21 protein-coding genes are annotated in these 19,336 nt (G+C 72.6%); 12 read left to right on the forward strand and 9 right to left on the reverse strand.

Translation table 11 applies throughout. From position 1 onward, the window contains the following. Positions 1-5 precede the first annotated feature (5 nt). Positions 6-710, reverse strand: a complete 705-nt coding sequence (locus HN013_RS03305; RefSeq protein WP_171162717.1) for a response regulator transcription factor — start codon at positions 708-710, stop codon at positions 6-8. 262 nt (positions 711-972) lie between these two features. Here HN013_RS03305 and HN013_RS03310 point away from each other — a divergent pair, with 262 nt between their 5' ends. The 8 genes from HN013_RS03310 to HN013_RS03340 all read left to right on the forward strand — a co-directional run bounded on the left by HN013_RS03310 (position 973) and on the right by HN013_RS03340 (position 7,440). Further along, positions 973-1,758, forward strand: coding sequence for an amino acid ABC transporter ATP-binding protein (locus HN013_RS03310; protein ID WP_171162720.1), 786 nt, complete (start codon positions 973-975; stop codon positions 1,756-1,758). A gap of 69 nt (positions 1,759-1,827) precedes the next feature. Next, the gene (locus HN013_RS03315; RefSeq protein WP_171162722.1) at positions 1,828-2,745 is read left to right on the forward strand and encodes a glutamate ABC transporter substrate-binding protein; all 918 of its coding nucleotides are present in this window, start codon (positions 1,828-1,830) and stop codon (positions 2,743-2,745) included. A gap of 87 nt (positions 2,746-2,832) precedes the next feature. Continuing rightward, positions 2,833-3,483 (forward strand): amino acid ABC transporter permease, encoded by a 651-nt coding sequence (locus HN013_RS03320; protein WP_171162724.1) that lies wholly within the window; start codon positions 2,833-2,835, stop codon positions 3,481-3,483. Further along, complete coding sequence (locus HN013_RS03325; RefSeq protein ID WP_171162725.1) at positions 3,480-4,355, forward strand: amino acid ABC transporter permease; 876 nt, start codon at positions 3,480-3,482, stop codon at positions 4,353-4,355. The genes HN013_RS03320 and HN013_RS03325 overlap by 4 nt, the downstream gene beginning before the upstream one ends. Before the next feature lie 165 nt (positions 4,356-4,520). Further along, positions 4,521-6,314, forward strand: coding sequence for an FAD-dependent oxidoreductase (locus HN013_RS03330; RefSeq protein WP_171162727.1), 1,794 nt, complete (start codon positions 4,521-4,523; stop codon positions 6,312-6,314). A 47-nt stretch (positions 6,315-6,361) separates the two neighbouring features. Next, positions 6,362-6,433, forward strand: coding sequence for a putative leader peptide (locus tag HN013_RS34080; RefSeq protein ID WP_398978223.1), 72 nt, complete (start codon positions 6,362-6,364; stop codon positions 6,431-6,433). 72 nt (positions 6,434-6,505) lie between these two features. Next, positions 6,506-7,042 carry a cysteine dioxygenase gene (locus HN013_RS03335; protein ID WP_171162729.1) on the forward strand — a complete coding sequence of 179 codons (537 nt, stop codon included), beginning with the start codon at positions 6,506-6,508 and terminating at the stop codon, positions 7,040-7,042. After that, the gene (locus HN013_RS03340) at positions 7,039-7,440 is read left to right on the forward strand and encodes a rhodanese-like domain-containing protein (RefSeq protein ID WP_171162731.1); all 402 of its coding nucleotides are present in this window, start codon (positions 7,039-7,041) and stop codon (positions 7,438-7,440) included. The genes HN013_RS03335 and HN013_RS03340 overlap by 4 nt, the downstream gene beginning before the upstream one ends. Before the next feature lie 169 nt (positions 7,441-7,609). Here HN013_RS03340 and recX read toward each other — a convergent pair whose 3' ends face one another. Both recX and recA read right to left on the reverse strand, forming a co-directional pair. Further along, positions 7,610-8,257, reverse strand: coding sequence for a recombination regulator RecX (recX, locus tag HN013_RS03345; protein ID WP_171162732.1), 648 nt, complete (start codon positions 8,255-8,257; stop codon positions 7,610-7,612). A 6-nt stretch (positions 8,258-8,263) separates the two neighbouring features. Beyond that, entirely contained in the window at positions 8,264-9,388 is a 1,125-nt protein-coding gene (recA, locus tag HN013_RS03350; RefSeq protein ID WP_171162734.1) for a recombinase RecA, read from the reverse strand. A gap of 311 nt (positions 9,389-9,699) precedes the next feature. Between recA and HN013_RS03355 the strand changes: the two genes are divergently transcribed. Continuing rightward, the gene (locus HN013_RS03355; RefSeq protein ID WP_171162736.1) at positions 9,700-10,224 is read left to right on the forward strand and encodes a GNAT family N-acetyltransferase; all 525 of its coding nucleotides are present in this window, start codon (positions 9,700-9,702) and stop codon (positions 10,222-10,224) included. A gap of 24 nt (positions 10,225-10,248) precedes the next feature. On the opposite strand, the gene HN013_RS03360 is transcribed toward HN013_RS03355, so the two are convergent. Together HN013_RS03360 and HN013_RS03365 are read right to left on the reverse strand one after the other, a co-directional pair. Further along, positions 10,249-10,443 carry a DUF3046 domain-containing protein gene (locus HN013_RS03360; RefSeq protein WP_171162738.1) on the reverse strand — a complete coding sequence of 65 codons (195 nt, stop codon included), beginning with the start codon at positions 10,441-10,443 and terminating at the stop codon, positions 10,249-10,251. A 17-nt stretch (positions 10,444-10,460) separates the two neighbouring features. Then, positions 10,461-10,769: a hypothetical protein gene (locus HN013_RS03365; protein WP_171162740.1), complete on the reverse strand. Its 309-nt coding sequence runs from the start codon at positions 10,767-10,769 to the stop codon at positions 10,461-10,463. A 138-nt stretch (positions 10,770-10,907) separates the two neighbouring features. Here HN013_RS03365 and HN013_RS03370 point away from each other — a divergent pair, with 138 nt between their 5' ends. Continuing rightward, positions 10,908-11,861 carry a hypothetical protein gene (locus tag HN013_RS03370; RefSeq protein ID WP_171162742.1) on the forward strand — a complete coding sequence of 318 codons (954 nt, stop codon included), beginning with the start codon at positions 10,908-10,910 and terminating at the stop codon, positions 11,859-11,861. Positions 11,862-11,907: 46 nt separating this feature from the next. Beyond that, positions 11,908-16,647 carry an ATP-dependent helicase gene (locus tag HN013_RS03375; protein WP_171162744.1) on the forward strand — a complete coding sequence of 1,580 codons (4,740 nt, stop codon included), beginning with the start codon at positions 11,908-11,910 and terminating at the stop codon, positions 16,645-16,647. Between the two features lie 40 nt (positions 16,648-16,687). Here the strand turns inward: HN013_RS03375 and HN013_RS03380 are convergent, their stop codons facing one another. Continuing rightward, positions 16,688-16,945 (reverse strand): hypothetical protein, encoded by a 258-nt coding sequence (locus HN013_RS03380; protein WP_171162746.1) that lies wholly within the window; start codon positions 16,943-16,945, stop codon positions 16,688-16,690. 67 nt (positions 16,946-17,012) lie between these two features. After that, positions 17,013-17,234, reverse strand: a complete 222-nt coding sequence (locus tag HN013_RS03385; protein ID WP_171162747.1) for a hypothetical protein — start codon at positions 17,232-17,234, stop codon at positions 17,013-17,015. A gap of 491 nt (positions 17,235-17,725) precedes the next feature. On the opposite strand from HN013_RS03385, the gene HN013_RS33565 reads away from it, so the two are divergent. Further along, complete coding sequence (locus HN013_RS33565; RefSeq protein ID WP_283247505.1) at positions 17,726-18,127, forward strand: transglycosylase family protein; 402 nt, start codon at positions 17,726-17,728, stop codon at positions 18,125-18,127. A 120-nt stretch (positions 18,128-18,247) separates the two neighbouring features. Here HN013_RS33565 and HN013_RS03395 read toward each other — a convergent pair whose 3' ends face one another. Together HN013_RS03395 and HN013_RS03400 are read right to left on the reverse strand one after the other, a co-directional pair. Beyond that, positions 18,248-18,718 carry a Dps family protein gene (locus HN013_RS03395; RefSeq protein ID WP_171162748.1) on the reverse strand — a complete coding sequence of 157 codons (471 nt, stop codon included), beginning with the start codon at positions 18,716-18,718 and terminating at the stop codon, positions 18,248-18,250. A gap of 201 nt (positions 18,719-18,919) precedes the next feature. After that, entirely contained in the window at positions 18,920-19,303 is a 384-nt protein-coding gene (locus tag HN013_RS03400) for a helix-turn-helix domain-containing protein (protein ID WP_004955592.1), read from the reverse strand. Positions 19,304-19,336 lie beyond the last annotated feature (33 nt).

Genomic DNA, 19,336 nt, shown 5'->3' on the forward strand with positions numbered 1-19,336 from the left:
AACCGTTACGCGGCGGGGACGACGATTTTGTACCCGACGCCCCTGACCGTCTCGATGAGGGCGGGCATGCGCAGTTTGGCCCGGAGCGAGGCGATATGCACCTCCAGGGTCCGGCCCGTCCCCTCCCAACTGGTGCGCCACACCTCACTGATGATCTGTTCCCGGCGGAACACCACGCCCGGCCGCTGCGCGAGCAGCGCCAGGAGGTCGAACTCCTTGCGGGTGAGCGGGACGGCCAGGCCGTCCACCGAGACGCGGCGGTTGGGCAGTTCGATGGTCAGGGAGCCCAGACACAGGGTCCGCCCGGGCGGGCCCTCCCGCTTCGGCCCGCGGCTCCCGCCCGGCGGGGTGCGCCGGGCGACGGCGTGGATCCGGGCCAGCAGCTCCCCGGTGTCGTACGGCTTGACGACGTAGTCGTCGGCCCCCAGGTTCAGGCCGTGGATCTTGGAGCGGGTGTCGGCCCGCGCGGTCACCATGATGACGGGGGTGGCGGTGCGCTTGCGAATCTTGCCGCAGACCTCGAAGCCGTCCTGGTCGGGCAGCCCGAGGTCGAGCAGGACCACGCCGAACGGCGCTCCGTCGCCGGGGAGCAGGGCCTGCAGGGCCTCCTCGCCGCTGCGGGCGTGCGTGACGGCGAAGCCGTGCCGGGCCAGCACGGCCGAAAGGGCCGCGGCGACGTGGTCGTCGTCCTCCACCAGCAGCAGTCTCATCGTCCTCCGTCCGCGTCGGCCCGCCTCGTGCGGCAACACCGCATCCACGCCGATGGACGCGGCGCGCGTCAAGGGGGTGCGCCCCGGCAGGCGGCTTCCGTTATGCAGCCGGTACGCCCCGGGCGCGCTTCACGCCCCCCTCACCGACCGTGTCCGGCCGCGGCCGGATCGTTATGCTCAATTTCAGCTCAGATGTAATGACGCTGGTCGGGACGGCTCACTAGTGTCCTCTCATTCGAGGAGGACGGAGCGAGGAACGCCGATGAGCGAAGCACCGGTGACCAAGGACGCCAAGGACGCGACTTCCGCGACCGACGCGCTGGTCGTCCTGGACAAGGTCAACAAGCACTTCGGGCAGTTGCATGTGCTCCAGGACATCGACCTCACGATCGACCGGGGCGAAGTGGTCGTCGTCATCGGCCCGTCCGGTTCCGGGAAGTCGACCCTGTGCCGGACGATCAACCGGCTGGAGACCACGGACTCCGGCTCGATCACGATCGACGGCCGGCCGCTGCCCCAGGAGGGCAGGGAGCTGGCGAGGCTGCGCGCGGACGTGGGAATGGTCTTCCAGTCCTTCAACCTGTTCGCGCACAAGACCGTCCTGGACAATGTGACGCTGGGCCAGATCAAGGTCCGCAAGAAGGACCGGAAGTCGGCCGAGGACACCGCGCGTTCCCTGCTGGAACGGGTGGGGCTGCTGGCCCACGCGGAGAAGTACCCGGCTCAGCTCTCGGGCGGTCAGCAGCAGCGGGTGGCCATCGCCCGGGCGCTGGCCATGGATCCCAAGGTGATGCTCTTCGACGAGCCGACCTCGGCCCTGGACCCGGAGATGATCAACGAGGTGCTGGAAGTGATGCAGCAGCTCGCCCGGGACGGCATGACGATGGTCGTCGTCACCCACGAGATGGGCTTCGCCCGCTCCGCCGCCAACCGCGTGGTCTTCATGGCCGACGGCCGCATCGTCGAGGAAGCGCGGCCGGACCAGTTCTTCAGCAACCCGCGCAGCGACCGGGCGAAGGACTTCCTCTCCAAGATCCTGCACCACTGAGCACTACCCCTTTCCCTTCACCCCCACACCCTTCCCCGTCATCTCCCGCAGACCCTAAGGACGTTCACCATGAAGCTCCTCAAGACCGCCGCAGCGGCCGCCGTCGTGGTGGCGCTGACCGCATCCGTCACCGCCTGCGGGAAGGACAGGGAGGACGACAAGAAGGACACCGCCGCGGGCGGTTCCTCGGCGCCGCCGCCCCCGACCTACAAGGTCAACAGCGCGGCCGACGTGAAGGGTTCGCCCGTCTTCGAAAAGATCAAGGGCAAGACGATCACCATCGGCACCAAGGCCGACCAGCCCTTCCTCGGCTTCGAGAACCCCAGCGACAAGAAGCGGTCCGGCTTCGACGTGGAGATCGCCCGGATGATCGCGGCCGATCTCGGCTTCGACGAGGCCCACATCAAGTTCAAGACGGTGCCCTCGGAGGCCCGGGAGATCCAGATCGCCAACGGCGGCGTCGACCTGTACGTCGGCACGTACACGATCAACGACGAGCGCAAGAAGCAGATCGACTTCGGCGGCCCGTACTACATCGCCGGGCAGGACCTGCTGGTCAAGAAGGACAGCGACATCAAGGGCCCGGACGACATCAAGGGCAAGACGGTCTGTTCCGCCACCGGCGCCACCCCGCTCAAGCGGATCAAGGAAGCCAAGTACGGGGCCAAGGAGGTCAAGGCCCAGCAGGGTTACCAGCTCTGTGTGCAGGAGCTGATCAGCGGCACGGTGGACGCGGTCACCACCGACGACTCGATCCTCAAGGGCTACGCCGCCCAGAACAAGGGCGCGCTGAAGGTCGTCGAGAAGCCGTTCTCCAAGGAGCCGTACGGCGTCGGCCTCAAGAAGGGCGACAAGGCCCTGCGCGACGCGGTCAACAACGCCCTGGAAGCACACATGAAGAACGGCGACTGGAAGAAGGCGTACGACGCGACTCTGGGCCAGTCGGGCGCGGCCGCCCAGGAGCCGCCCGCCGTCGACCGCTACTGACCACCACTCCCGACCGGGGTGCCCTCGGATCCCGCACCGGGGTCCGGGGGCCCGGCGACTACCGCCACGCGATTCCGGAGAAGTGACTTGAACGTTCTGTCGGACCACTTCGCGGAGTTCCGCGAAGGCTTCCTCAACACCGTCGAACTGACGGCGCTGAGCGCACTGCTGGCCCTGGTACTGGGCATCCTGATAGCCGCCTTCCGGGTCTCTCCGGTTCCCGCGCTGCGTGTCTTCGGCACGACGTGGGTGACGCTGCTGCGCAACACCCCGCTCGTGCTGCTCTTCCTGGCCGTCACCCTGGGGCTGCCGGCCCTGGGCCTCAAGGGCTGGGACTCGTTCTGGCTCGCCGTGCTGGCCCTCGGCTGCTACACCTCGGCGTTCATCTGCGAGGCCATCCGCTCCGGGATCAACACGGTGCCGATGGGGCAGGCGGAGGCGGCCCGTTCGATCGGGATGACCTTCAACCAGACCCTGGGCCAGGTCGTCCTGCCCCAGGCCCTCCGGACCGCGATACCCCCGATCGGCAGCCTGATGATCGCCCTCGCCAAGAACACCGCCATCGCCTCGGGCTTCAATGTGATGGACCTGAGCGCCCTGCAGAAGCAGCTGAACGCCGATGAGGGCTACGACATCTACGTGATCTTCTTCTGGATCGCGCTCTGCTACCTCATCGTCACCTTCGCGATCAGCGGCCTGTTCCGGCTGCTGGAGAACCGGATGGCGGTGGCCCGATGAGCACCAGCGTTCTCTTCGACGCCCCCGGCCCCAAGGCCCGGGTCCGCAACCGCCTCTACGGCGCCGTCTCGGCCCTCGCGATCGTCGGTCTTCTCGCCTTCGTCGTGTACCGGCTGGACAAGACCGGGCAGTTCCAGCACAGCCTGTGGGACACCTACCAGTACACCGACACGCAGGAACGCATCCTCGAGGGCCTGCTGACGACGCTCAAGACGTTCGCCATCGCCGCGGTCCTCTCGCTCGCGCTCGGCACACTGCTGGCCACCGGGCGGCTCTCCGACCACCGGCCGGTGCGCTGGGCGGCCACCGTGGTCGTGGAATTCTTCCGCGCCATGCCGCTGCTCATCATGATCTTCCTGATGTCCGCGGCCGTCTTCACCACCGAGCCCATGTGGGCCCTCATCATCGGCCTGACCCTCTACAACGGGTCGGTCCAGGCGGAGATCTTCCGGTCCGGCATCAAGGCCCTCCCCAAGGGCCAGAGCGAGGCCGCCTACGCCATCGGGCTGCGCAAGACCCAGGTGATGACGGGCATCCTCGTCCCGCAGGCTGTCCGCTCGATGCTGCCCTCGATCATCAGCCAGCTGGTGGTGACGCTCAAGGACACCGCGCTCGGCTTCATCATCCTCTACGAGGAACTGCTCTTCGTGGGCAAGAAGTTCGCGTCGCAGCAGGACCCGGTGGGCGGTGTCTACCCGTTCATCCCGATGATCATCATCTTCGGCTCGATCTACATCCTGCTCTGCCTGGCCCTGTCCGGCATCGCGAACTGGATCGAACGGCGCACGAAGCGCTCGCGCAAGGGCGCCCCTCCCGCTCCCCCCGCGGCCGTGAACCTCGGGAACGCCGCTCCGGGAGGTCCCGCCGCCTGACCGGGTGGTGCCCCGGTGACTCACGACGCCCCCGGTCCGCCCGCGGACCGGGGGGCGTACGCCACCGGCGCGCCGCCGGGGGATCGCTGATCACTTGACGCAAGCACCGGCAATGGGTTGCATACGTTCTGTGATCGCGCTCCGTCTCCTCACCCTCCCCGCGCCGTGGACCCGGTGACCGTCGTCGGGGCCGGCCCCGTCGGCCTCGCGCTCGCCCTGGCCCTCTCCCGCCACGAGGTGCCCGTCGTCGTCCTCGACGAGAGACCGGCCGACGACGCGGACCACGACGAGCGGCGGCTCGCCCGGACCGCCGTGCTGCGGCCGGACACCGCCGCGATGCTGGAGCGGCTCGGCTGCACCACCGCGGAGGGCGCCCGCTGGACCGGCTGGCGCACCCTGCGGCGGCGGTCGACGGTGGCCCGGGTGGCCTTCGCCGGGCCCGACCCCGGCAAGGAGGACGAACTCCTCCCCGAGGAGCGCGCCTTCCGCTCCGACGAACGGGACGACGCCGAGGACGCGCCGCCCGCCGAACCGCACGAGGGCCCCGGCGAGCTCCCGCCCCTGCATCTGCCGCTGCACGCGCTGACCCGGGAGCTGCGCGCGGCCCTGGCCGGGCACGAGGGCGTACGCATCGTCCCCGGCAGCCGGGTGACGATGCTCCGGCAGGACGCCGACGGGGTCACCGTGCATACCCAGGGGGACCACGGGTCCACCTGGCGGGCCCGTTACCTGGTCGGCTGTGACGGCGCCCGTTCGACCGTGCGCAAGCTGCTCGGCGCACGGTTCCCCGGACGTACGGCCGTCGAGCGGTACGCCGTCGCCGCACTGCGCACCGAGCTGCCGTGGCCGGGCGAGGCCGTGCTCCAGCGATCCCCGCTGCGCGGCGTCGAGGTGACGACCCGTCCGCTGCCGGACGGGGTCTGGCGGCTCGACTGGCTGCTGCCGCCGGAGGGCGGACTGGTCACCCCCGAGGCCCTGTTGGGCCACATCCACGACACGCTGGGAGCGTGGTGCGGGGAGGTGCCGCCGTACGAACTGCTGGACACCGGCGTGTACGCCGTGCACCACCGTCTCGCGCGCAACTGGCGCAGCGGGCGCGCCTTCCTCGCCGGGGACGCCGCCCACCTGCTGGGCGCCTTCGGGACCCAGGGCATCGACGAGGGCCTGCGGGACGCCGCCAACCTGGCCTGGAAGCTCGCCCTGGCCTGGCACCACGGCGCCTCCGAGGCGCTGCTCGACAGCTACCAGGAGGAGCGCAGGGAGGCGGTCGGCTGTCTGCTGCGGGCCGCCGACAAGGCGCTGCCGGGGATCCGGGGCGGAAGCGGCTGGCGCACGGTCCGGCGCACGGTCGTCCCGGGCGCGGTGCGCGGCCATGACACGCTGTTGACGGAGGGTCATCTGGGGCGCGGGGCACTGGCCGGGCCCGTCCTGTACGGCCGCACCCCCCTGGCGCCTGCGGCGGCGCCCGTGAGCTCCGTGCCGGTGGGCACCCCGGTCGGCGCCATGGTGGCGGACGTGCCGGTGACCGCGCCGGACGGGTCGGCCGTCCGGCTGCACGACCGGTTCGACGGCGATCTGCTGGTGGTGCTGGTCGCCCCCGGCACCGGGGTCTGGGAGCGCCGGCACTGGCTGGGGGCGGGGCTGATGCCCCGGCTCGCCGCCGCCGTCGGCGGACTGCCCATGCGGGCCGAACTGCTGGTCGCCGAGGGCTATCCCGGGGCGGCGGCGCACACCGTCCTCGTGGTGCGGCCGGACGGCTTCCTGGTGGCCGCCCTCTCGGGTGTCCGGGCCGCCGAGCTGTACGCCTGCGCGGACGCGACCCGCGGCGGCACCCCGGAGCCGGGGAGGGCGACGGGAACGGATCTCGTCAAGGAGGCGCCCGACGACGGCGCCGGGAGCGAAGCGGTCCCCGCGAAGGAGTCCGACGATGCCTCCCGTGAGGCTTCGGCCAAGCGTTGACCGGGCCGTGCCGTCATGGTTGACTCCGGAGCGTGACTGACAGCGGCGTGCGCTTCTGGCGGAGGGTCCATGTGGACCTGCTCCGCTACGCGGGCTGTGTCTGTCGTCCGTCCTGCTGATCCGCCGCCTCCGCGCGCCGCTCGCCTTCCGTGCCGGTGCGCTCCTTCCGCGATCTTCCAGGACGGTTCCCCTTGTCTCTTCCTGTCCACACGGGCGCGCCCGCGCCGCGGTCCGGCGGCCCCTCCGCCGCCGAACTCCTCGCCTACGCCCAGGAGACGGCCGCCGACACGGCCCTCGTCTCCTCGCTCCCGCTCGATCCCGAGGGCCGCACCTGGATCCGGCTGGAGGGGCCTGGCGGCAGTCAGGCGTGGCTGATCGGCTGGCCGCCGGGCGCCGGCACCGGCTGGCACGACCACGGCGGCTCGCACGGGGCCTTCGTCACCGCCGCGGGCAGCCTGACCGAGCAGTCGCTCGCGGCCCGGCTGCCCACCGAGGGCTGGACGGTGCTGGAACTGGCCGACGGCATCGACCGTGAACGCACGCTCGCCGAGCGGGAGGGCCGGGCGTTCGGACCGCACCACGTACACCAGGTGTTCAACCCGGCGGAGGGGCGGCACGCGGTGTCCGTGCACGCCTACTACCCGCCGTTGCCGATGATGCGACGGTACGGCAGGAGCGGGCGGGTGCTGCGGCTGGAGCAGGTCGAGTGGCCGGAGGAGTGGGCATGAGGGTCGAGGAACTGCTCGCCGCCGCCCGGGCGGGACTGGACCGGCTGACCCCGGCCGAGGCCGCCGAGGCGCAGGCGGGCGGCGGGCTGCTGGTCGACATCCGCTACGCCGCCCTGCGGGAGCGGGACGGGACGGTTCCCGGGGCGCTGGTCGTGGAGCGCAACGAGCTGGAGTGGCGGCTGGATCCCGCCTGCGAGCACCGCGCTCCGGAGGCCACCGGCCACGGTCTGCGGGTGGTGGTGTTCTGCGACGAGGGGTACGCGTCGTCGCTGGCCGCCGTCTCGCTGCGGCAGTTGGGGCTGCACCGGGCCACCGATCTGGCGGGCGGCTTCCAGGCATGGCGGGCGGCGGGGCTGCCGGTGGTACGTCAGGAGTTGCTGCTCCCGGACGACGCCTGACGCGGCCGGGGGCGGGCGCGGAGGCGTGGGGGCCACCCGGTGGTGGCTGCTGCGGCCTCCTCGCACCTGAGGACGCCGCACGCGGCGCGGCGACCGGCGAACCGGGGGCTGCCTCCTCAAGTCCCGTCAGCTTCAGTCGAGTTCCGTCGGCCTCCCTCCGGGCCGCGCCTCAGTCCTCCGGCAGGTACCCCTCGAACAGCTCCGAGTCCTCGCCCTCTTCCGCGCCTTCCTCCTCCAGGGCCCGCCGCACGACCCGGAGGGCGAGGCCCTCGGAGTACCCCTTGCGGGCGAGCATGCCGACGAGCCGGCGCAGCCGCTTCTCCCGGTCCATGCCCCGGGTGACGCGCAGTTTGCGCTCGACCAGGGCGCGGGCCGTGTCCTCCTCCTGGTCGGCGTCGAGCCGGCCGACGGCCTCCTCGATCACCGACGAGGCCACTCCCTTGGTGCGCAGCTCGCGCGCCAGGGCCCGGCGGGCCAGCCCGCGGCCGTGGTGCCGGGACTCCACCCACGCCCCGGCGAACGCGGCGTCGTCGATGAGCCCCACCTCCTCGAAGCGGGACAGCACCTCCTCGGCCACCTCGTCGGGGATGCCCCGCTTGGCGAGTGCCTCCGCGAGCTGGCCGCGGGTGCGCGGGGATCCGGTGAGCAGGCGCAGACAGATCGCCCGCGCCTGCTCCTCCGGCGGCAGTGGCGCCCCGCCTCCGGCCCTCGACGAGGGTGGAGCGCCACTGCCCGTACGGTCGCCGCGGTCGCCGCCGTCGGCACGGCCGGCACGGTGCTCAACGGGCTGTTCGGGCCAGTCGCTTCGCCGTGTCATGGGCGGCTAGCCCTTGGCCGTGGCCTTGGCCGCCTTCCCCGTGGCCTTGGCCGCCGGAGCCGGCACGGTCTTGGCGGGCCCGTCGGCCGCGGCAACCGCCGCGTCCCCGCCGGGCTCGGCGCCCGGGGCCTCGGGCTTCACGCCCACGCCCAGCTTCTCCTTGATCTTCTTCTCGATCTCGTTGGCGAGGTCGGGGTTGTCCTTGAGGAAGTTGCGGGCGTTCTCCTTGCCCTGGCCGAGCTGGTCGCCCTCGTACGTGTACCAGGCGCCGGCCTTGCGCACGAAGCCGTGCTCCACGCCCATGTCGATCAGGCCGCCCTCGCGGCTGATGCCCTGGCCGTAGAGGATGTCGAACTCGGCCTGCTTGAAGGGCGGCGCGACCTTGTTCTTGACGACCTTGCAGCGGGTGCGGTTGCCGACCGCCTCCGTGCCGTCCTTCAGCGTCTCGATGCGGCGGATGTCGATACGCACCGAGGCGTAGAACTTGAGCGCCCGGCCACCGGTCGTGGTCTCCGGGGAGCCGAACATCACGCCGATCTTCTCGCGGAGCTGGTTGATGAAGATCGCGGTGGTCTTGGACTGGTTCAGCGCGCTGGTGATCTTCCGGAGCGCCTGGCTCATCAGCCGGGCCTGGAGGCCCACGTGCGAGTCGCCCATCTCGCCCTCGATCTCCGCACGCGGCACCAGGGCCGCCACGGAGTCGATGACGATCAGGTCGAGCGCGCCGGAGCGCACCAGCATGTCGACGATCTCCAGGGCCTGCTCGCCGTTGTCCGGCTGGGACAGGATCAGGTTGTCGATGTCGACGCCGAGCTTCTTGGCGTACTCCGGGTCGAGCGCGTGCTCCGCGTCGACGAAGGCCACCGTGCCGCCGGCCCGCTGCGCGTTGGCCACCGCGTGCAGGGTGAGGGTCGTCTTGCCGGAGGACTCCGGACCGTAGACCTCCACCACGCGGCCGCGCGGCAGCCCGCCGACGCCGAGCGCGACGTCGAGAGCGGTCGACCCGGTGGGAATGACCTCGATGGGCTCGTTGGGACGCTCACCGAGGCGCATCACGGCGCCCTTGCCGAATTGCCGTTCGATTTGCGCGAGAGCGGCGTCGAGCGCCTTCTCGCGGTCCGTGCCTGCCATGGGTTCCACCCGGTTCGTTTGAGTCGATCGCTTCACGTCCACGACGCTAGCGCCTGCCACTGACAACGGGCCCGGGCGCCGCGCTGACCTGGGGAAACACCATTTCCCGGCAGGCCCGGACCACCCATGAGAATGGATGCTCGATTTTTGTGTCAAGCGCGCCACGCGCCGTCCGGCACCCGCTGCGGACACAGGGCGCCAGTGTGTCAGGGACGGCCGCGCCACCACCGCAAGGGCCCCGTCGCCTTCCGCCACCGTCGGTCCCATGAAAACGGCTGGGCCCCGGCGAGCCCGACGGGCATCATGACGAGATGCCCGAGCTGATCGATCCGACCGTCCGCCTGCGGGCGTCGTTCCTGGCGGTGGTGAGCGAATTCCACGCGGACCGCGACTGTCCGACTCCGTGGTTCGTCAACGACGTCGATCCGGCGGCCCTGACCGACGCCGCGGCCTTCGCCTCCTACGTGACGCGCGTGCTGAGCGAACGGGACGAAGCGACCAGGAAAGCGGATTGGTTCGTACCGATGACGACACTGTGGTGGACCGAGGGCGACCGGATGCTGGGCAGGCCGGCCATCCGTCACCGGCTGACTCCGGCCCTGGAGCAAACCGGCGGCCACATCGGCTACGACGTCCGGCCCGGCGCGCGCCGCGCGGGACACGCGACCGCGATGCTCGCCGCGGCCCTGCCGGTCGCCCGGTCGCTCGGCATCACGCAGGCGCTCTTGATCTGTGACGAGACGAACATCGCGTCCCGGCGCGTGATCGAGGCCAACGGGGGCCGGTTCATCGACGCGGTGGGCGCGAAGCGCCGCTACTGGGTGCCGACGTCCTGAGGACGCGCCCCGGCCGGTGCCGGGTCAGCGTCGGTCGGCGGGGACCTCCATCGCCCGGCACACCCCGCGCCACACGTCCTTGGCGTTCCAGCCCGCGTCGAGCGCCTGGTGCACCGTCCTGCCGCCCAGTTCGGACATCACGTGATCGCGTGCGAAGGAGTCGGCGTAAGCCGCTCCGAAGTGGTCCGCCATTCGCTGCCAGAAGTCTGTCAACCGCATGTACGCAGGGTAAGGCGTCAGACGCCGGACCCCGGCACGGCGGCCGGCCCGGGGCCGCCCTCCGGTTCCGCCCCGGCGGGGGACAGCGCCCGCCGCCTCCGCATCAGCACCGCGTGCTGGACGCCCAGGGTCACTCCGAAGCCGAGCAGGAACGCGTTGCCGTTGAAGGGCTCGTCGAAGAGGGCGTACTCCACCCCCGTCAGCGCGAACCGGGAGCCGATGGTCAGCAGCCACAGCCGCAGCGTCGTGGAGTCGCCCCTGCGCCGCACGACCCCGTCCCGGTCCCGCCACATCGGACTTCCAAGATCACCGATTTCAGGCGGCACCCAGGACGGGGTACGAGGAAGGTCCGCGGAGCCGCCGGACACCGCCCGTCAACCGCGTGCGTCCCTCCGGCCGCCCCTGCGGGTGCAGCCGGGCACGAGCCGCTGACCGGCGGCGATTTCGGCCCTACGGTCTGTTCCATGGCACCGTCCGGAGCATCCCCCGCAGCCCGCGCCGAAGACTTCATCTGGCTGACCGCCCGCGTTCTCGAACAGCGCAGATTCGCCTACCACTTCCGCGACGGCACCCCCGACGCCGTCGAGGCGGCCCTCGCCGCCTACCGGGGGGACGACGGCGGCTACGGACACGCCCTGGACCCCGACCTCCGCGGCCCGGTGAGCCAGCCGCACCACACCGCGCACGCCCTGCGCGTCCTGGACGAGATCGGCCGCTGCGGGGACCGCCGCGCCGAGGCCGTCTGCCGGTTCCTGACCGCCGTCTCCACCCCGGACGGTGCCCTGCCCGCGCTGCACCCCGGGTCCAACGGCTGGCCGACCGCCCCCTGGCACCCCACCGCCGGGGGCCGCGCCACCGGGGGCTCCCTGCTGACCACCGGCCCGGTGGTGGGGCTGCTGCACCGCAACGCCGTGTGGCACGCCTGGCTGTTCAGGGCCACGGACTTCTGCTGGACCGCGATCGACGCGCTGGTACTCGGCGGCCGTCCGCACCCCTACGAGATCGAGGCGGCCGTCGCCTTCCTCGACGGCGTCCCGGACCGCAAGCGGGCGGAGGCCGCCGCCGACCGGCTCGGCCGGGTGGTCCGGGAGCAGCGGCTGGCCGTCCTGGACCCGGAGCGGCCCGGCGGGGGTTCCGGGGCCCCCGGGGGCGAGATCCGGCCCCCGGCGCACTTCCCGCACGACTTCGTGCGGCGCCCCGACTCCCGGGCCCGTCCCTGGTTCACCGACGCCGAGCTCGAACGGTCGCTGGACCACCTCGCCGCCGCCCAGCAGGAGGACGGGGGCTGGCCGCTGCGGCGCCGTGCCTGGGCGCCCGGTACCGCCCTGGAAGGCCGCCCGCTGGCCACCATCGAGGCGCTCCTGACCCTGCGCGCCCACGGCCGCGGCGACCCCCCGCCGCCCAGAGATCGGCTCTGACCTGCGCTTCCGGGGCATTGTCAGTAGCCGGGTGCACGATGGGGGCATGACGGACGACTCGGCCACGCCCCCGGCGGGGCACCCGGCCCTCGGCGGTTTCTCCCCCGCGACCCGCTCCTGGTTCACGGGGGCCTTCAGTGCGCCCACCGCCGCCCAGGCCGGTGCCTGGCGGGCCATCTCCGAGGGTTCGGACGTGCTGGTCGTCGCCCCCACGGGCTCCGGCAAGACGCTGGCGGCCTTCCTCGCCTCGCTGGACCGGCTGGCGAGCACCCCGCCACCGGCCGAGCGCTCCAAGCGCTGCCGCGTCCTGTACATCTCCCCGCTCAAGGCCCTCGCGGTCGACGTCGAGCGCAACCTGCGCAGCCCCCTCACCGGCATCCGTCAGGAGGCCGTCCGGCTCGGGCGGCCCGAGCCGGACATCCGGGTCGGCATCCGCTCCGGCGACACCCCGGCCGCCGAACGGCGCGCCCTGGTCACCCGGCCGCCGGACATCCTGATCACCACCCCCGAGTCGCTGTTCCTGATGCTCACCTCCGCCGCGCGGGAAGCGCTCACGGGGGTGGAGACGGTCATCCTCGACGAGGTGCACGCCGTCGCCGGGACCAAGCGCGGCGCCCATCTCGCCCTGTCCCTGGAGCGGCTCGACGTCCTGCTCCCCCGTCCCGCGCGGCGCATCGGCCTGTCGGCCACCGTGCGCCCGGTGGAGGAGGTCGCCCGCTATCTGTCGCCGCAGCGCAAGGTGGAGATCGTCCAGCCGCCGTCGGGCAAGGAGTTCGACCTCTCGGTGGTCGTCCCGGTGGAGGACCTGGGCGAGCTGGGCGCGTCGCCCGTCCAGGAGGGGGACGAGCGGGAGAAACCGTCGATCTGGCCGCACGTGGAGGAGCGCATCGCCGACCTCGTCCAGGCGCACCGCTCCACGATCGTCTTCGCCAACTCCCGCCGCCTGGCCGAGCGGCTGTGCAACCGGCTCAACGAGATCGCCCACGAACGGGCCACGGGCGAGCCCCTGCCCGAGCATCACTCGCCCGCCGAGCTGATGGCCCAGTCCGGCGCTGCCCACGGCGCTCCGCCGGTCCTCGCCCGCGCGCACCACGGCTCGGTCTCCAAGGAACAGCGCGCCCTCGTCGAGGAGGACCTCAAGGCGGGCCGCCTGCCCGCCGTGGTGGCCACCTCCAGCCTGGAGCTGGGCATCGACATGGGCGCCGTCGACCTCGTCGTCCAGGTCGAGTCCCCGCCCTCGGTCGCCTCCGGCCTCCAGCGGGTCGGCCGCGCCGGGCACCAGGTCGGCGCCGTCTCCACCGGCGTGGTCTTCCCCAAGTACCGGGGCGACCTGGTCCAGGCGGCCGTCGTGACGGAGCGGATGCGCCAGGGCGCCATCGAGTCCCTCCGCGTGCCCGCCAACCCGCTGGACGTGCTGGCGCAGCAGATCGTCGCCATGACCGCCATGGACACCTGGGACGTGGACGAACTGCTGGCACTGGTGCGCCGCGCGGCCCCGTTCGCCGCGCTGCCGGAGTCCGCCTGCACCGGCGTTCTCGACATGCTCGCCGGACGCTACCCGTCCGACGCCTTCGCCGAGTTGCGGCCCCGCCTGGTCTGGGACCGGGTCGCCGGCACGGTCACCGGACGCCCAGGGGCCCAGCGCCTCGCCGTCACCTCCGGGGGCACCATCCCCGACCGCGGTCTCTTCGGTGTCTTCCTCGCCGGCGCGGACCCCAAGAAGGGCGGCGGCCGGGTCGGGGAGCTGGACGAGGAGATGGTCTACGAGTCGCGGGTGGGCGATGTGTTCACCCTCGGCACCACCTCCTGGCGGATCGAGGACATCACCCGCGACCGCGTCCTCGTCACCCCCGCCCCGGGTGTCCCCGGCCGGCTGCCCTTCTGGAAGGGCGACCAGCTGGGCCGACCGCTCGAACTGGGCCGGGAACTGGGCGCGTTCCTGCGCGAGATCGGCGGCGCACGGCCGGAGGACGCCCGGGCCCGGCTCACGGCCGCGGGCCTCGACACCTGGGCCGCCGACAACGTCCTGTCCTACCTCGACGAACAGCGCCGCGCCTGCGGTCACGTGCCCGACGACCGGACGATCGTCGTCGAGCGGTTCCGCGACGAGCTCGGCGACTGGCGGGTCGTCGTCCACTCCCCGTTCGGCGCCCAGGTGCACGCCCCCTGGGCCCTGGCCCTCGGCGCCCGCCTCGCCGAGCGGTACGGCATGGACGCCCAGGTCATGCACGCCGACGACGGGATCGTCCTGCGCCTGCCGGACGCCGACCTCCTGGGCCTCGACCTGCTCGACACCGACCCGGCCCGGCAGGGCACCGAGCACGACGACGGGCAGTCGCCCGTCGGCGCCGCCGACGTCGTCTTCGACCGGGGCGAGATCGGCGGCATCGTCACCGACCAAGTGGGCGGCTCCGCCCTGTTCGCCGCGCGCTTCCGCGAGTGCGCCGCCCGCGCCCTGCTGCTCCCGCGGCGCAACCCCGGCAAGCGCACCCCACTGTGGCAGCAGCGGCAGCGGGCGGCCCAGCTCATGGAGGTGGCGAGCGAGTTCGGGTCGTTCCCCATCGTCCTCGAAGCCGTGCGCGAATGCCTCCAGGACGTCTTCGACGTCCCCGGCCTCACCGAGCTCATGGGCGACATCGAGGCCCGCCGCGTCCGGCTCGTCGAGGTCACCACCCCCGAACCGTCACCCTTCGCCCGCTCGCTGCTCTTCGGCTACGTCGCCCAGTTCCTGTACGAGGGCGACTCCCCGCTCGCCGAGCGCCGCGCCGCCGCGCTCTCCCTCGACTCACGGCTGCTCGCCGAACTGCTGGGCCAGGCCGAACTGCGCGAACTGCTGGACGCGGACGTCCTCGCGGAGCTGGAGGGCGAGCTCCAGTGGCGCACGGAGGACCGCCGGATCAAGGACGTCGAGGGCGTGGCCGACGCGCTGCGCGTCCTCGGCCCCCTCACCGACGACGAGCTGACCGAACGGGGCGCCGAGCCGGGCTGGGCCGCGCAACTGGCCGACGCGCGCCGCGCCCTGCGCGTCCGGATCGCCGGCCGCGACCACTGGGCCGCCGTCGAGGACGCCGGCCGGCTGCGCGACGCCCTGGGCACCGCCCTCCCGGTGGGCGTGCCGGAAGCGTTCACCGAGCCCGTGAAGGACCCGCTGGGCGATCTCCTCGCCCGCTACGCCCGTACCCACGGCCCGTTCACCTCGGACCGGGCCGCCGCCCGCTTCGGCCTGGGCACCGCGGTCACCGACGGCGCCCTCCACCGCCTCGCGGCCGGCGGCCGGGTCGTCCAGGGCGAGTTCCACCCCGCGGGCATCGGCCAGGAGTGGTGCGACGCCACCGTGCTCCGCAGGCTGCGCCGCCGCTCCCTGGCCGCCCTGCGCCAGGAGCTGGAGCCGGTCCCGCCCGCGGCGCTCGCCGCCTTCCTCCCCCAGTGGCAGCACATCGGCGGCCACGAACTGCGCGGCGTCGACGGACTGCTGCGCGCCGTCGAGCAGTTGCAGGGCGCGCCCGTGCCCGCGTCCGCGCTGGAGAAGCTCGTCCTGCCCGCCCGGGTGTCCGAATACTCCCCCGCGATGCTCGACGAACTCACCGCCGCCGGCGAGGTCGTGTGGGCCGGCGCCGGCGCGCTCCCCGGCAAGGACGGCTGGGTCTCCCTGCTGCCGGCCGACACGGCGCCGCTGTTGCTGCCCGAGCCCCATCCGCTGGAGCTGACGCCCCTGCACCTGACGGTCCTCGAAGCGCTCTCCGGCGGATACGGCCTGTTCTTCCGTCAGATCGCGGACCGGGTCCGGGCCGTGCACCCGGAGCCCGACGGTTCGCCGGTCGGCGACGCGCGGCTGGCCGACGTCGTCTGGGACCTCGCCTGGTCGGGCCGGCTCACCAACGACACGCTCGGACCCCTGCGCGCGCTGCTCGGTTCGGGCCGCACGGCAGGAGCCACGGCGCACCGGGCCAAACGGGCGGTGCCGCGCGGGCGTTACGGCTCGCTCGCCGCCCGGACCGCCCTGGCCGCGGCGGGCCGTCCCACCGCCTCCCGCGGCGGCCCGCCGACCGTCGCCGGCCGCTGGTCCCTGCTGCCGGAGCCCGAGGGCGACACCACCCACCGGGCCCACGCCCTGGCCCGCACCCTCCTCGACCGGCACGGCGTGGTCACCCGCGGCGCCGTCGCCGCCGAAGGGGTGGCGGGCGGATTCTCCGCCGCCTACCGGGTGCTCTCCGCCTTCGAGGACAGCGGACAGGCCCGCCGCGGCTACGTCGTCGAGGGCCTGGGCGCCGCCCAGTTCGCGATGGACGGGGCGATCGACCGGCTGCGCGCGGTGAGTACCGCGCGCGAACGCGCCGAGGGCGCCGGCCCGGACCCCTTCCCGAAGGCGCCCGGCCGTCCGTCGCGCCGCCGCGCGGTGGTCCTGGCCGCCGCCGACCCGGCGAACGCCTATGGAGCGGCCCTCCCCTGGCCCGACCCGCCGGCCGGCGCCACGCACAAGCCGGGCCGCAAGGCGGGGGCGCTCGTGGTGCTCCTCGACGGCGCGCTCGCCCTCTATATGGAACGCGGCGGGAAGACCCTCCTCGCCTGGCCCCGGACGGAAGGACCGGAGACGGCGGACGCCGACGACGCCGGGCTGCGGGAGGCGGCGGAAGCCCTGGCCGGCGCCGCCCGGGCGGGCGCCCTCGGCACCATCACGGTCGAGCGCGTCAACGGAGTCGCGGCCCTGGGCTCGCCCCTCGGCACCCTCCTGGAGTCGGCGGGCTTCCACGCGACGCCCAAGGGGATGCGACTGCGCGCGCCGTAGGGCAGGGCAACGTCGCGGGTCGTCGGCGCGAGCCGCGTCATTAGCCCGTACGGGTGACCTCGGCTCCCTCCTGGTCCGGGTCACCGTCCCGCGGCCGCCGCTGCCTCCGGGTCCATGGCACACAGTGCACCGGCAGCAGGCTCAGTCCCCATCCCCCGGTGACGACCAGCCCCTCCACGGAGCCGGCCCGCGCCGGCTCGGCGACCAGCCGGCACACCGCCCACCACCACACCCCGCCCATCGCGAAGGGCAGCAGCCGGGCGAGCGGTCTGCGCCGCCGGATGTCGCGCCAGAGCATGCCGCCTCCTTCGGCGGGACGCCGGAACCGGCGTCCTCGCGACGGAGTGCCCACCGGGCGCCGTCCGTCAGCCGGACGCTTCTCCGTCCTCACCGCGCAGCCGTGCCAGCTCTCCTTCGAGCTCCGCGATCCTGCGGTCGCGCCGGTGCAGTTCGACGATCACCCGCTGCTCGCCCTCGCGCGCGCCCTCCTGGAAGACGCTGCGCACAAACGCCCCGGCAGATCGCTGATCGAGCTCCGAGACCATCATGAGCTCGTTCGTGAACCGGATCACCGGGTGCTCGTCCATGCCCCCAGGAGACCGCGCCGGCCCCCGGGCCGCCACCCGGGCCGGCGGCTCGGGCGTGGGTCCGGGCCGCCACCATCTCCTGCGGCGTGTGACTTCACTGGATCCCAATGCGCAACGCGAGTAGAATCCCGCACCAGGCACACCAGATATCACACATATATTCGAGCCGACGAAACGCGCGCGCATCAGCAAGCAAGACCCTGACGCTTCCTCAACAGGCCGCCGAATCTCCTGACTTCGGCCTGCCGCAGGGCTTCGCACAGCCGGACCAACCGCCCGCATCACGTAGATCGCACTCGCTCCCTCGAACAGGACGCGGCCGTCTCGCCGGCCAATCGGATCGCCCCGACTCCGCGCCCTCATGCACGCACATCGGCCACGGACAGACCCCATCGGGAACCGGTGGCGTCCTGCTGTCGACAGACCGACCGAACAGCGCGTACCAGCCCGCCCAGGCACAGTCATGCACGCAACTACCGTAAGGATCTTGCATGTTGACTCACGAACCCCCGGCCGGAGAACCCATGGCGGGAAGCACGCCTCGGTACCGCGGCCGGAGCCGCGTCAAGCACCGTGTACGCCTTGCGGTGGTCGCCGGCGCGGTCACCGCGTTGTCGCTCACCGGCGTCGCGACCGCGAGTTCCGCCTCGGCCGCGAGCTCCGCCACCTGGCAAAGGGTCGCCCAGTGCGAGACGGGCGGCAACTGGTCCATGAACTCGGGCAACGGCCATTACGGTGGTCTGCAGTTCACGCTCAGCGTGTGGCGGGGCTACGGCGGCACCGGCATGCCGCACCGCAATTCCAAGTCCCAGCAGATCCGCATCGCTGAGAAGGTGCTCCGGAGCCAGGGGCCCGGTGTGTGGCCCGTGTGCGGCAGGCGCGCGGGCCTGTAGCGCAAGCGGCGGGAACCCCGGGCCCCGCAACCGGACGAGTGAAGCGATCGCGGTCTGCCGCAAGGCCTTGAAGGAGCCCGCGCGCAGGTCGGAGGGGAGTCGAGCCCTCGGCCGACCCGCTCAGGCGTTCTCCGCCTGGAACATCCAATGGTGCTTCTCCAGCTCGCCCGTGAGCCCGATGAGAAGGTCCTGGGTGACCGGGTCCGGCTCATCGGTGGCGCGGACGCGCTCCCGCATCCGGGTGATGACGGAGCCGAGCGCCTCCACCAGCAGTCGCACCGCGTCCACGTCCTTGTTCCAGCCGCCGCCGACCGTGTCGATGCCGCTGGTCCTGGCGACCGTCTCGGCCCGGCCGTCCGGGGCGATGCCCAGCGCGGAGGCGCGTTCGGCGACGGTGTCGGCGTGCTGGCGGGCGGTGGCGACCACCTCGTCGAGCTGGAGGTGGACCGAGCGGAAGCGCGGGCCCACGATCGTCCAGTGGACCTGCTTGGCCACGAGCGAGAGGTCCACGAGGTCCACCAGGGCACCCTGCAGGGCGTCCCCGACGATCTTGCGGTCCTGCTCGGACAGGGGGCTCTTCACGACAGACATGGGCATCTCCTTCACCCTCGGCGTCGGTTTCGCTTTCCTCCGTTGCACCTACCATCGCACAGCGACTCGAAACGGGCTGAAGGAGAAAGAAGCAGGTCCGGGCAGCGCATGGCAAGCGGAGAACAGCGGACAGCGGCCGAGCACGCAGCGGTCCCCACGGGTCTGCGAAGACCCGCGGGGACCGGGAGAAGACGGAGTGCGTCAGGCCGCGACGACGTCGACGGCTTCCGCGGGCGCCTTGATGGTCACGCGCTCGCCCGGAACCCCGGTCACGGACGTCACGGACACGGGGTTGAACATCGGCCGCATCGGCGCGGGTACCGGCTCGCTCGCCGCCGCCGACTGCGCCAGCTCGGCGAGCGACAGCTCGTCGCTCACCTCACGCATGACCTCGGACATCCTGACGTCCAGAGCGTCGCAGATTGCGGAGAGAAGCTCGGAGGACGCCTCTTTCTGCCCCCGCTCGACCTCGGAGAGGTAACCGAGCGAGACCCGGGCGGATGAGGAGACCTCGCGCAGAGTGCGGCCCTGGCGTTGGCGCTGCCGACGCAGCACGTCACCGAGCAGGCGACGGAGCAGAATCATCGGTGGCTCCCTCCTTGGACCGCGAATCCGGAT

The organism is Streptomyces sp. I05A-00742, assembly GCF_013055795.1.
Classification (GTDB): domain Bacteria; phylum Actinomycetota; class Actinomycetes; order Streptomycetales; family Streptomycetaceae; genus Streptomyces.

Excerpts from the sequence above, each read along its gene's own strand:
- HN013_RS33565 (WP_283247505.1), top strand. The coding sequence starts at position 17,726 with ATGTTGACTCACGAACCCCCGGCCGGAGAACCCATGGCGGGAAGCACG.
- HN013_RS03385 (WP_171162747.1), bottom strand. The coding sequence starts at position 17,234 with ATGGACGAGCACCCGGTGATCCGGTTCACGAACGAGCTCATGATGGTC.
- HN013_RS03325 (WP_171162725.1), top strand. The coding sequence starts at position 3,480 with ATGAGCACCAGCGTTCTCTTCGACGCCCCCGGCCCCAAGGCCCGGGTC.
- HN013_RS03395 (WP_171162748.1), bottom strand. The coding sequence starts at position 18,718 with ATGTCTGTCGTGAAGAGCCCCCTGTCCGAGCAGGACCGCAAGATCGTC.
- recX (WP_171162732.1), bottom strand. The coding sequence starts at position 8,257 with ATGACACGGCGAAGCGACTGGCCCGAACAGCCCGTTGAGCACCGTGCC.
- HN013_RS03315 (WP_171162722.1), top strand. The coding sequence starts at position 1,828 with ATGAAGCTCCTCAAGACCGCCGCAGCGGCCGCCGTCGTGGTGGCGCTG.
- HN013_RS03355 (WP_171162736.1), top strand. The coding sequence starts at position 9,700 with ATGCCCGAGCTGATCGATCCGACCGTCCGCCTGCGGGCGTCGTTCCTG.
- HN013_RS03370 (WP_171162742.1), top strand. The coding sequence starts at position 10,908 with ATGGCACCGTCCGGAGCATCCCCCGCAGCCCGCGCCGAAGACTTCATC.
- HN013_RS03305 (WP_171162717.1), bottom strand. The coding sequence starts at position 710 with ATGAGACTGCTGCTGGTGGAGGACGACGACCACGTCGCCGCGGCCCTT.
- HN013_RS03380 (WP_171162746.1), bottom strand. The coding sequence starts at position 16,945 with ATGCTCTGGCGCGACATCCGGCGGCGCAGACCGCTCGCCCGGCTGCTG.
- HN013_RS03310 (WP_171162720.1), top strand. The coding sequence starts at position 973 with ATGAGCGAAGCACCGGTGACCAAGGACGCCAAGGACGCGACTTCCGCG.
- HN013_RS03375 (WP_171162744.1), top strand. The coding sequence starts at position 11,908 with ATGACGGACGACTCGGCCACGCCCCCGGCGGGGCACCCGGCCCTCGGC.
- HN013_RS03360 (WP_171162738.1), bottom strand. The coding sequence starts at position 10,443 with ATGCGGTTGACAGACTTCTGGCAGCGAATGGCGGACCACTTCGGAGCG.
- recA (WP_171162734.1), bottom strand. The coding sequence starts at position 9,388 with ATGGCAGGCACGGACCGCGAGAAGGCGCTCGACGCCGCTCTCGCGCAA.
- HN013_RS03340 (WP_171162731.1), top strand. The coding sequence starts at position 7,039 with ATGAGGGTCGAGGAACTGCTCGCCGCCGCCCGGGCGGGACTGGACCGG.
- HN013_RS03400 (WP_004955592.1), bottom strand. The coding sequence starts at position 19,303 with ATGATTCTGCTCCGTCGCCTGCTCGGTGACGTGCTGCGTCGGCAGCGC.